The organism is Paenibacillus sp. LRG-1 (genome assembly GCF_057220305.1).
Genome location: NZ_CM170126.1, coordinates 3942910 through 3955144, shown reverse-complemented (window position 1 = coordinate 3955144; position 12235 = coordinate 3942910). Strand labels below are relative to the sequence as shown.

Below are 12235 nucleotides of genomic sequence, written 5' to 3'. Positions count from 1 at the left end.
TGATCATTAGGTTGTGTTGTAATCATTAGCTAAGGTGAAAAGGTTGAAAAGTAGGCTGTATACTCAATTTTGTAAACGCTATCATTTGATGATTATATGCGGAATGCTAAAAATCGCGTACTCTTGAAAACGTATACAGGAACGTTTGAAGGAGGTCGAACTAATGAAAGTTTCAAGTGTCCCCGCACCAAACATGAAAATGAAAAAGAACAAAAGAACGACAGAAAGCCTTTTACGAATGCAGAAACACAAGTTGCTCTATTTAATGGTTTTACCCGGACTGGTGTACTTCATTATTTTTAAGTACTTTCCTATGGGGGGATTGGTGATTGCATTTCAGGATTATCAAGCTTTTCAGGGAATCACGGGCAGTCCATGGGTAGGAATGAAGCATTTTATTCGTTTGTTTACCGAGCCTACGTTTTTTATGCTGCTTCGTAATACACTGGTTTTGTTTGCGCTGAACATTGTAATCTTTTTTCCATTGCCCATCATTTTGGCACTCATGCTGAACGAGGTTAGGAAGATGTTTTTTAAAAACATTATTCAAACCATTATCTACATCCCGCACTTTATGTCATGGGTTATCATTGTTTCGATTTCTTATGTATTCCTAACCGTAGACGGTGGGGTGCTGAATGAAATGATTGCCGCGCTGGGCGGTGAGAAGATCAGCTTCTTAACTTCTCCTCAATGGCTGCGAACCGTCTACATCGGGCAAGTGATTTGGAAGGAACTTGGCTGGTCTACCATCATTTATCTATCTGCGATTACAGTGGTAGATACGCAATTGTATGAGGCAGCAGAGATGGACGGAGCTGGACGCCTGAGAAAGACATGGCACGTTACCTTGCCTGCGATCCGCCCAGTCATTATTACATTATTAATTTTGAAGATCGGTAGCACGTTGGATTTGGGCTTTGAGCATATGTATCTGCTATTGAACTCATTAAACCGCGAGGTTGCCGAAATCTTTGACACCTACATTTATACTGCGGGCTTAAAGAATGGACAATTAAGTTTCAGTACGACGGTAGGACTTTTTAAAGGTGTAGTAGGGTTAATCCTGATTATGGGCTCCAATCGACTGGCCAAGAAATTTGGTGAAGACGGCGTTTACTAATGACGACGGGAAGGATGCAAAATGGTACGGTTTGTAGAAAACATGAACAAATGGTGCATGCGCCTGCTGCGCCTGGTCTACCTTAACTTGCTTTGGACGGTTGCGACGATTCTGGGCTTGGGTTTTATAGGCGTTGGGCCTGCAACCGTTGCTATGCTTAGTATTTTAAGGCAGTGGATTCGGGGCAATGAGGAAGTCGCCATTTTCTCGACGTTTGTACGTTACTTTAGAGAAAGCTTTAAAGAAGCAGCAATCATTGGCGGGCTTTACAGCCTTGTGGGTTACGTGCTCTACGTGGATATAGTCAACGTCTCGTCCTGGTATGTTCGTGTGGTGACGCTTATTGGAGCCTTTTTGTATCTCATCTCTTTGGCCTACATTTTCCCGCTGCTGGCTCACTATGATTGGAAAGGTATCGGACTGAAGGTCAAAATGTCGATAGTGATTGGATTTTCGTATTTACAATATACGCTTGTTCTTTTTGTAGCCATTGTCGTGCTTTTTGCATTGATTCTAGGCTTGTACCCAGGAATTCTAACTTTTGCCGGAGCAAGTATTATGGGTTATCTCGTGATGTGGATGACGCATCAGGTGTTCAGCAAAATAGAGCGAGAGGTTCTGGTGAAAGAGGAAGATATGGCATAAATATTTAAACAGAAAAGGAGCAAACACGATGAAAAAGGGAATCACGACGAAAAAGGGAGTATCGGGCCTTCTTGCTGTACTAATGGTCATGAGTGTTTTTTTAGCTGCTTGCGGTGACAAGGGAGCTGAGGATCAAAGCGGCCAAACCTATGATCCGAAGTCCAAACTGGAATTTACCTGGTTAAACGTATTGCATACAGCTTCTCCGCCTACAGAAACGATCAAAAGCAAAATTGAAGAATACACCAATTCTAAAATCACGTTCAATTGGGTGCCTGACGCTTCCAAAGAAGAGAGAATCACTACCGCGCTTGCATCCGGCGAATTGGCCGATATGGTGACTCTGACGATGATGACAAATTCTTCAGTACGAAGCTCTTTGAAATCAGGGCTATTCTGGGATGTAGGAAAGTATTTGGATGATTATGAAAATTTGAAGAAAATCCCGCCTGAAGTTCGGGAAGCCGCATCCATTGAAGGGGTACTGTATGGCGTTCCGTTCCAGAAGAATCTGGCTCGGGCGGGTCTGGTCATTCGCCAGGATTGGCTGGATCGCTTGGGACTGAAGGTGCCGACGACACTGGATGAGTTGTATGAAGTTGCGAGAGCGTTTACAGAAGATGATCCGGATGGAAATGGAAAAAATGATACGACTGGGTTCGTTGACAGATCGGATCTACGCTACAGCAGCTTCAAAACTTTAAGTTCCTACTTTGGCACACCTAATGGCTGGAAAGTAGATGAAAGCGGAAAATTTACGCCGGAATTTGATACTCCTCAATATTTGGAGACCTTAAAGTATTCCAATAAATTATACAAAAACGGATATCTCTCTAAAGACTTTGCTGTAACCGCTAAAACGGACCAGCAACAACAATTTGCACAAGGTAAAGCAGGTATTTATACAGGTATGATCGATATCTCTAACCTCAGAACCTTGTCCCAAGGCTTACAAAAGGGGCTGAAGCTGGTACCGGTTAACAAGATTTCGAATGGAGATGGCAAATACCACGTATGGTCTGAGGGAAGCGGGGTAGGAGGTTTGCTGGCATTTCCGAAATCCGAAGTAAAAACAGAAGCTGAGTTGAAGAGACTGCTGCAATTTGTAGATGATTTAATTGACAAAGATGTATATATGTATATGACCGGCGGTATAGAAGGCACTCATTATAAGATCGAAAAAGATGGAGCCTTCAAAATTACGAATACAGATTTGTGGCAAGCAGATGTTCAGCCGTTTTCAAGCTCCAGACCAAGTGAAGTGACCTACAACTTAAAAGATGCCAATCCAGAAAAGGAACTGGCTAATGAATTAGTCCGAGAAAATAATGAATTTGCTGTTCTGGACCCGACCGTTCCACTGGATTCAGTCACCGCTAATGAGCAAGGAACAGAGCTGGAGAAAATCATTACCGACGCCTCCTTCAAATTTATTATGGGTGAGCTTGACGAAACCGGGTTTAAAGCAGCCGTAGAAAACTGGAAAAACTCCGGTGGATCACGGATTACTGCTGAGTACGAGGAAGCGTATAAGAAAACGAAAAAATAATAGTTGAGCATGGCTGTTGCCCCCAGACTCCTTGAATGATTTCTTGGATGTTGAAATCCGGGGGCAGCTTATGCTTTCTTCCCAATACAAAATGGATCTAACATTCACAAAATATAAAGACAGGAGAGAACGAAATGCAATTGTATAACATTGTAGATTATGGAGCAGTTCAGGATGGCACGACGCTGGCTACGGGAGCGATTGCGGCTGCCATTGAAGCGGCCAGCAATGCTGGAGGAGGAACCGTTTTTGTTCCGTCTGGGACGTATCTGACAGGTGCTATCTTTCTGAAAAGTAACATTGAGCTGCATGTAAGCCCTGGCGCAACTCTGTCCTTCAGTACGGAACTGGCTGATTACCCTGTAGTAGAATCCAGATGGGAAGGCGTTCAGCGGGAAGTGCATGCGTCATGCATTTATGGGCAGAACCTTGAGAATATTTCAGTTACAGGTAGCGGAACGCTGGATGGAAATGGTCAGCCGTGGTGGGAAAAGCACCGCAATCATCCAGAGGAGTTACAGTATCCGAGACCCAAATTAATCAGCTTTGACCGTTGTCAGCGGGTTACCATTAAAGATGTTATGTTAAAAAATTCCCCCAGTTGGACTGTAAACCCCATCGCTTGCTATAACGTTACAATTGATAATTTGTCCATTCTTAACCCGGCGGACTCCCCCAATACGGATGGCATTAATCCTGAATCCTGTTCCAATGTTCGTATTAGCAACTGCAATATAGATGTGGGCGATGACTGTATTGCGATCAAAGCAGGAACTGAAGATACACAAGAGCGAATTCCATGTGAAAATATTACGATTACCAACTGTACGATGGTGCATGGACATGGCGCAGTCGTACTGGGAAGCGAAATGAGTGGTGACATTCGTAATGTTACGATCAGCAATTGCGTGTTCAAGCAAACGGATCGGGGCATACGTCTGAAATCCAGACGAGGACGTGGCGGAACCATCGAGGATATTCGCGTCAGCAACATTGTGATGGAAGATGTAATTTGTCCATTTATTCTGAATCTTTATTATTTCTGCGGCCCTCGGGGCAAAGACAAATATGTGTGGGACAAAAATCCCTATCCGATTACCGATGAAACCCCGTGCTTTAGACGAATCCATTTTTCCGATATTACGGCACGACAGGTTCATGCGGCTGCTGGATTCTTATACGGACTTGCAGAACAATATATTGCTGAAATTACATTTTCCAATATTGATATTTCTATGGCTAAAAATGCAATTCCCGGTCGTCCGGCCATGATGACAGGGATAGAAGATATGAACAACCGTGGTTTTTATCTAGGTAACGTGAAGGATATTCGTTTTCAACATGTGACGATTGAGAATCATGAAGGTCCTGCCTTTTATATTGAAAATGGGGAAGACGTTGAAATTAATCGTTGCCATTCGAAGAATACAGCTCAGCCCGAAAAGCTGATAGAACAAGTAACGATACAACCTTCTGAACAAAATATGATGAATTAGGAGGGCATGAAAGGAGGTACAACGTGGATAAGTTGCAAGCATTGTTGGGAGACCTTCCGGCAGATCGCCCTGTAACGGCAACTCTGCTGAATCAAGAAGAGCGTGAGGGATATCGACTGGAGTGTCTCCTGCTGGACTTGAACGGGATCGAGTCTGTACCCGCTTATGTAGCTACACCCTTACAAGGGAACGGTCCGTTCCCATTGGTCGTTTTTAACCATTCGCATGGAGGCAATTATACGAACGGGCGCAAGGAACTGATCCATAGCAGTTCTTACTTACAGCAGCCCTCGTTTGCTACAACTCTGACAGACATGGGATACTGCGTATGCTGCATTGACATGTGGGGATTTAATGAACGTGGAGGCAAAACCGAGAGCGAGCTGGTAAAGGAAATGCTCTGGCAGGGCCAAGTGCTGTGGGGCATGATGCTGTATGATAACCGTCGTTTGGTGGATTATATGTGCCAGCGTGAGGACATTGATGCTTCTCGTATCGGAACAATCGGTATGTCGATGGGTGGACTCATGGCATGGTGGATGGCTGCGTTAGATGAACGGATACAGGTCACGGTTGATATTTGTGGACAGGTAGATGCCCATACGCTGATCGCCAAAAGGGGATTGGACCATCATGGCTTCTACTCCTATGTCCCCGGCTTGCTGAAGCATTTTACCACCTTGGATATTCAAAAGCGGATCGTACCTCGTCCACGGATGAGTATAACAGGTCAAAATGACCGGATGTGTCCTATTGAAGGAGTCGAGCATTTGGCAAAAGGGCTGCTGGAAGCTTACCAGGAGGCAGGTCACCCTGAGCATTGGCAGCCTGTGATTGCGAGCGGTGGACATATGGAGACGTTGGAAATGCGAACGGCGTGGCAGTCATTTTTAGCCGAACACCTGTAAATCAAATGAAGGGATCGGGGTAACCATGCTAGTTGGAAAAGAATCCTTTTGTGATTTCCATACGATTCAGGAGGCGATTGCTGTATTGGAGCAGTCGGCTTCCAACGAAATGGAAACGCTAACTATTTTATCAGGTACTTATGAGGAAGAGGTACGAATTTACCGTTCATATCTTCATATTATAGGCATTGGGCAGGTAGAGATTCGAATGGATCGGTATGCCAAGGAGCGGGATGAAGCGGGTGAGGAAATAGGGACCTTTGCGACACCTACTTTATTTTTAGGCGGTAGCCATCTGATCTTGGAAAATCTCACGATTTCCAACACGGCAGGACAGGGAGAAGCCATTGGGCAGGCCGTTGCGGTATACGCTCATTGTGATGAAACGGTTTTTAGAAACTGTACCTTTAAAGGGCACCAGGATACTTTATTTACAGGCCCTCTACCTCCTGCACCGAAAGAACGACTCCAGTTTGGTGGAATCCATTTGAAGGAGCATCATAGGCACTATCGGCAGCTCTATCAGCATTGTTATATAGAGGGTACGGTGGACTTTATTTTTGGTGGGGCTACCGCGTATTTTGAAGATTGCGAAATTCGCAGTTTACGCCATCATAAGAACCAAACGAGCTACGTTACAGCTGCCTCTACGCCGCAAGGACAAGCGTATGGTTATGTATTCAACCATTGCTACCTAACTGCAGAGCCTGATATTACTCCGGTTTTTTTGGGGCGTCCGTGGCGGGAATATGCCAAGACCGTATTTGTCGATTGTAAAATGGGCGATCATATTGACCCACGTGGCTGGGACAATTGGGACAATGTTGCGAACGAGAAAACCGTCTGTTATCAAGAATATAACGGACACGATGAAGTTGCTACGTTACGTAAGCAGCGTGTTCCGTGGGCGGATTGTTTTGAAGCGGGAACAGAAGCATGGAGCAAGGAACAGGTTTTTGCTGAAGTTACATTTTGGAAGTAAGGAGAAGTGAGGTCTCATGATGATCCAAAATCCCATATTAAAAGGCTTTAATCCCGATCCGTGTATTACACGTGTCGAGGATACTTACTATATTGTGGTGTCATCGTTTGAGTGGCTGCCTGGAGTGCGGGTGTACCAGTCCAAAGATTTGGCCCATTGGGAGCACTGCACAGATATTTTGACCGATCAGGTTGACTTAAGAGGTAATCCTAAAAATTGTAGCATTTGGGCACCGCAGCTTAGCTATGCAGATGACCTTTTTTATCTGCTCTATACGGATGTGAAAAGCACCAAACGTCCGTTCAAGGATGTTCATAATTTTGTGATGACGGCGCCTACGATCCAAGGACCGTGGTCGGACCCCGTTTATCTTAACAGTAGCGGATTTGATCCGTCTTTATTTCATGATGAGGACGGACGTAAATGGCTGTTGAACGCATTGTGGGATTACCGCATGTTGGAAAGCAATAAATCTTCCGGTATAGTCATGCAGGAGTATGACAGCAAGCAACAACAGCTCATTGGCGAGCCTGTTAAAATCTTTGATTGTACTCCTTTAAAGAAAACAGAAGCGCCTCACATCTACAAGCAAAACGGATATTATTATCTTGTTACAGCGGAAGGCGGAACGGGTACGGGGCATGCCGTTACCGTAGCACGCTCGAAGCAGATATCCGGGCCATATGAAGTAGACCCGCACAACCCAATGCTTACGTCACGTGATCAACTTGATTTCCCGTTACAATGCGCAGGACATGGCAGTCTTGTACAAACACCAGACGGCGAATGGTACATGGCTCATTTATGCACACGTCCAGTAGAGGGGAAATATGCCATTTTAGGACGGGAAACAGCCTTGCAGCAAGTGTACTGGAATGATGAAGGCTGGCTCCGATTAACTGCTGGGGGCCATACACCTCAATTGGAGGTACCCGCACCTCAAGGGATGTTCTCGGTTAAGCAAGAGCAGCAGAGTTATGTTTTTGAGGATTTTTTCGAGGGACCCACATTAGATAAAACGTGGAACACATTGCGTATCCTGGCGGACGATAGCTGGTGTTCATTAAGCCAGCGCCCAGGCTACCTTCGCATTCTGGCTGGAGAATCCATTCAAAGTCTGTTCCAGCATCACGTGCTTGCCATTCGGCAAACGGATCATCATTTCCGGGTAGAAACAGCATTGGAGTATAAGCCGACAAGCTATTTACAAATGGCGGGGCTACTACTGTACCTTAATGAAGAAGATTATTTGTACGCCTATATTAGCTATGAGGAGGGGCAAGGGAAGGTACTGCGCATGATGCGATGTGAAGCCAATACATTTACCTTAGTTCCTCAAGCAATTACGCTTCAGGACGATCTTCCTATACATTTAGCTGTGGAAGTCTATGCATCCCACGGGCAATTTTATTATGGAGTCGGAGACAAACCTGCTTGGAAGCGGCTTTTTGAAATGCAGGATATCAGCTTTTTATCCGGGGGTTTTACAGGGAATTTTGTAGGTATTGCTGCTCATGATATGCAACAATTCCAAGGAAGCTACGCTGATTTTTCTCATTTCTTCTATCATGGTAAGGATCATCTTTCCTCATAAAAAAACATGATAATGATTATGTTGAAAGCACCTTAATGGGTGCTTTTTTCGTTGTTTCTGCACTTTACCTTTTCACATTATAACTTCGCAAAATCTCCAAAAAAGCGGTGCTTGCTTTCGTTTCAAATGTCGAAGAAGGAGTTAGGAAGGAGAATTTTCGAATAACCGGAAGATTACGAATATCCAGTACTTTTAATGTTCCCAGAGCAAGTTCCTTCTGAATGACCCATTGGGACAGCAAAGAAATCCCCAAGCCTGCTTCTACAGACTCTTTGATGATCTGTGTACTGCCAAAATTCATCATATGAGAAGGGGAGAACTGAAACCGTGCAAACATTTTTTCAGCCGCTTCCCGGGTTCCAGAACCTTCTTCCCGCAGAATCCAGATGTCCTCTTGCAGCTCACTTACATCCACTTGAGATTTACCAGCCAAACGGTGATTTTGCGGAACGACGATATACATTCTATCATCAGCAAATGATTCGATGTGTAAATGGTCATGCTGAAATTCTCCTTCGATAATGCCTACATCCAGTTGATTATGGATCATGAGTTTTTCAATTTCCTGGGTGTTGCCGATGGTAATGGAGGGCTGAATGAGTGGATACCGGACCCTCATTTGCGCGATCACATGCGGCAGCACATATTCGCCATACGTGTAGCTTGCGCCGATCGACAGGTTTCCTTTTGCTGTATGCATCAGCTCGTCCACCAAATACTGCATCCGTGTATGGAGACGGATAATCTCCTGAGCATGATGATACACAATTTCACCTGCTTTGGTTAAGCGTACATACTTATTGCTACGCTCCAGGAGGCGGGTTCCTACGCTACGTTCCAGCGTTTGAATATATTGACTTACCGCAGGTTGGGTCATGTGTAACACCTCGGCAGCTCGTGTGAAATTTTGTTTCTCCGCGACCATAACAAATACGATTAAAGATTGGTCCAAGGCCCATTCCTCCAAATTCATCATATCTATTTACTTATTATCATTATTATAATGATTTATTTTTCTTATGACAAAAAACATATTAAGCTGGATGCATGTAGAATTGGAGGAGTTCACCATGAACAGTCATACACAACACACCAAATTATTTTCGAACAGAGGTCGATTATTCCAGCGTATATTTGGCATTGTCCTCACGATGTTATTTGCTTTGGCAGGCTATGGCCTGAACGAATTGCCAGGCTTTCATTATGTAGGTCCATTGGCTTGTGCCATGTTTCTCGCTATTCTGTACCGACAGTTGTGGGGATACCCTGAAGCTGTGCGCTTGGGAGTTGAGTTTTCAGCAAAGAAAATACTACGTGGAGCTATTGTGTTATTTGGGCTGAAGTTGAACATGGATGTTGTCATTCATCATGGACTTGGTTTACTTTTGCGTGATGTGGGCACTGTTGTATTTTCCATCTTTTTTACGGTTTGGCTGGCAAAACGTTTCAAGGCAGATGCTTCGCTTTCGCTTCTTCTTGGTATTGGAACAGGAGTTTGCGGTGCAGCAGCGATTGCAGCGGTTTCTCCCTTGTTAAAATCCAAAGATGAGGATACAGCCATAGGGGTAGGACTCATTGCCTTGGTTGGAACGGTATTTGCCATTTTGTTTACTGTGCTTCGGCCCTGGCTTCCTTTGACGGATATGCAATATGGAATCTGGTCGGGTATCAGTTTACATGAAATTGCACATGTGGCCTTAGCTGCAGCGCCTGCCGGACAGGATGCACTTGCAATGGGCTTATTAGCCAAACTGGGGCGTGTTTTCTTACTCATACCGCTCAGCTTTGTTTTAATGTATTGGATGAAACGAACTGGAAAAATTCGTACAGACGCTAAAGTGGAGTTCCCCTGGTTCCTCATCGGCTTTATGGCTACAAGTATTGTGGGCAGCTATGTTTTTGGACAATATATTGTAGTTCCATCTAGTCTGACGAACGGAATTTCTCAAGTTACCACCTTTATGTTAACGATGGCTATGGTAGGCATGGGGCTGAATGTGAGCTTTAAGGCTTTGCGGGAGAAAGCAATGCTTCCCTTACTGGTACTGTCTGTTACTTCGATCATTCTTATAGGGTTAACATTTTTAACAGTGTGAACATGAAGTATTCGTTTGTGATAAGATTGCTAGTAAACTAGATTAATAAAACTGGAAAAAGCTCTGCTTGCTGTATAGCTGGCAGAGTTTTTTAGTACTTTTGTATGATAAGACTGAAATATATACTGAATCAATCGTAACTTTTTACATATGATTCGCGTCTATCAAAATGGAGGTCCTGAGAATCATAGAGTGCAAGAATTTCATAAGCGAAAATTTAGAGAATGGTAGGGTACATAATGAAGAAAATTTGTTTATTTGCTTTTTTGTTTCTGTTTCTACTAGCATTTCCAAGAGAAAGTCATGCTGCATCTTCGAGTTCACATCTTCAGTTGGATGGTAAAGATATAAGTGTTGGCAAAGGTGTTCAGATTCAAGAAGTAAAGGGGAATGTACTGGTTCCACTCCGTCTCATTGTAGAGGAATTGGGTTATAGCGTGAATTGGGAGTCCAAGACAGGGACCATAACTATACATAAGCAAAATCTTAACCTCAGTCTTCAGGTCAACAATCCCATAGCCTCTGTCAATGATCATCAAATGGGATTGGCTGTAGCGCCTTTGCTTAGAGAGGGGACGACTTATGTTCCGCTTCGCTTCGTGTCCGAACAGACAGGGATTGATGTGGCCTGGAACAACGAGCTTAAAACTGTGTTCCTGACGACTCCGCCTACTTCAAGCCGCAATAGCGAGTCCACTCATGATCATTCTGCTACTCCAGCTGTAAGTAATCCTAAAGAGAGTGCGCGTACGGCTATAAACCAAATTAGCTTCGCTAATCACCAATTGACTATAGCTGTTAATGGAAAAGCAACCCCCAAAGTAACTACGTTGACTCATGCAGACCGTATTGTTGTAGACATACCTAGTTCAACGTTTTCTGAGGAATTTCTAGCATCGCAATCATTTGACAGTAGTGGACAAGGAAGTTTTCCAGTCACTGAAGATCCAGATGTTTCCCAAGTAAGATACTCCATGTTTAGTACAACCCCCGCATCGGTACGTATTGTGGTTGATCTTAATCACAGCACACCCTTTCATGTACTCAATGCGGATGATGGTAAGGTTGTTATAGCGTTGGATCAGGAAACGGAGGAGCCATCAACTACCGAGGACGTTATACCTACCATACCTGTTGTACCTGCGATTTCTTCTGATGGACACGCGCAAGGAATTGACGTCTCACACTATAATGGCAATATTGATTGGCAGCAAGTGGCAGCGGCAGGTAAGACATTTGCTTTTATTAAAGCTACAGAGGGCACAAAATATCAAGATAATCAATTTTTGATAAATGTACAGGGTGCCAGAGATGCTAACATCTTGGTTGGCGCTTACCACTTTTTGAATGCTACTACCGCGGATGGAGCTCGTCAGGAAGCAGCTAATTTTGCCAGGGCTATAGATTCAGCAGGAGGCAGGCTAGATCTGCCCCCTGTGATGGACTATGAAAATAACCCCAAAGGTCTTACTCCTGCACAAATTAGTGAAGTGGCTCATGCCTTTTTGGATGAAATGGAGAGGCTTACCGGGCGTCAGCCAATCGTATACACGGGCAATGTTTTTGCTTCCAAGTTTGATCCTACATTTTCTATGTATAAACTGTGGGTAGCCCGATACAGCACTACGCAAAAGCCGACCGCGGTTCCAGCTTGGAATAACTGGTGGGCTTGGCAGTACAGTAGCACAGGCAGTGTTCCGGGTATTCAAGGCCAAGTCGATTTGGATGAATACAACGGAACGATAGATGAACTCCGGGCTTCACTGGCAGGAGAGCTCGATTAGCCAAATCATATCATGATCAATCCTCGCGAATCCGGAACGGGATCTGCGAGGATTTTTA

Annotated in this window: 10 protein-coding genes; 9 read left to right on the top strand and 1 reads right to left on the bottom strand. The window is 44.3% G+C overall.

The features are described 5' to 3' along the window. Positions 1-163 precede the first annotated feature (163 nt). The 7 genes from ACUUJN_RS17410 to ACUUJN_RS17380 all read left to right on the top strand — a co-directional run bounded on the left by ACUUJN_RS17410 (position 164) and on the right by ACUUJN_RS17380 (position 8297). Positions 164-1123, top strand: coding sequence for an ABC transporter permease (locus ACUUJN_RS17410; protein WP_023989418.1), 960 nt, complete (start codon positions 164-166; stop codon positions 1121-1123). 21 nt (positions 1124-1144) lie between these two features. Further along, positions 1145-1768, top strand: coding sequence for a YesL family protein (locus ACUUJN_RS17405; protein ID WP_023989417.1), 624 nt, complete (start codon positions 1145-1147; stop codon positions 1766-1768). A gap of 28 nt (positions 1769-1796) precedes the next feature. Then, entirely contained in the window at positions 1797-3317 is a 1521-nt protein-coding gene (locus ACUUJN_RS17400; RefSeq protein WP_340959338.1) for an extracellular solute-binding protein, read from the top strand. A gap of 134 nt (positions 3318-3451) precedes the next feature. Continuing rightward, complete coding sequence (locus ACUUJN_RS17395; protein ID WP_028540500.1) at positions 3452-4813, top strand: glycoside hydrolase family 28 protein; 1362 nt, start codon at positions 3452-3454, stop codon at positions 4811-4813. A 23-nt stretch (positions 4814-4836) separates the two neighbouring features. Beyond that, positions 4837-5721 (top strand): dienelactone hydrolase family protein, encoded by an 885-nt coding sequence (locus tag ACUUJN_RS17390; RefSeq protein ID WP_484668744.1) that lies wholly within the window; start codon positions 4837-4839, stop codon positions 5719-5721. A 25-nt stretch (positions 5722-5746) separates the two neighbouring features. Then, positions 5747-6703: a pectinesterase family protein gene (locus ACUUJN_RS17385; protein WP_023989413.1), complete on the top strand. Its 957-nt coding sequence runs from the start codon at positions 5747-5749 to the stop codon at positions 6701-6703. A 16-nt stretch (positions 6704-6719) separates the two neighbouring features. Further along, the gene (locus ACUUJN_RS17380; protein ID WP_484668743.1) at positions 6720-8297 is read left to right on the top strand and encodes a glycoside hydrolase family 43 protein; all 1578 of its coding nucleotides are present in this window, start codon (positions 6720-6722) and stop codon (positions 8295-8297) included. A 64-nt stretch (positions 8298-8361) separates the two neighbouring features. Here the strand turns inward: ACUUJN_RS17380 and ACUUJN_RS17375 are convergent, their stop codons facing one another. Further along, positions 8362-9249 carry a LysR family transcriptional regulator gene (locus ACUUJN_RS17375; protein ID WP_023989411.1) on the bottom strand — a complete coding sequence of 296 codons (888 nt, stop codon included), beginning with the start codon at positions 9247-9249 and terminating at the stop codon, positions 8362-8364. 118 nt (positions 9250-9367) lie between these two features. Between ACUUJN_RS17375 and ACUUJN_RS17370 the strand changes: the two genes are divergently transcribed. Both ACUUJN_RS17370 and ACUUJN_RS17365 read left to right on the top strand, forming a co-directional pair. Beyond that, a complete protein-coding gene (locus ACUUJN_RS17370; RefSeq protein ID WP_484668742.1) occupies positions 9368-10393 on the top strand; it encodes a YeiH family protein in 1026 nt (341 codons plus the stop codon). Positions 10394-10632: 239 nt separating this feature from the next. Beyond that, the gene (locus ACUUJN_RS17365; RefSeq protein ID WP_076158523.1) at positions 10633-12177 is read left to right on the top strand and encodes a GH25 family lysozyme; all 1545 of its coding nucleotides are present in this window, start codon (positions 10633-10635) and stop codon (positions 12175-12177) included. The last annotated feature ends 58 nt before the right edge of the window (positions 12178-12235 follow it).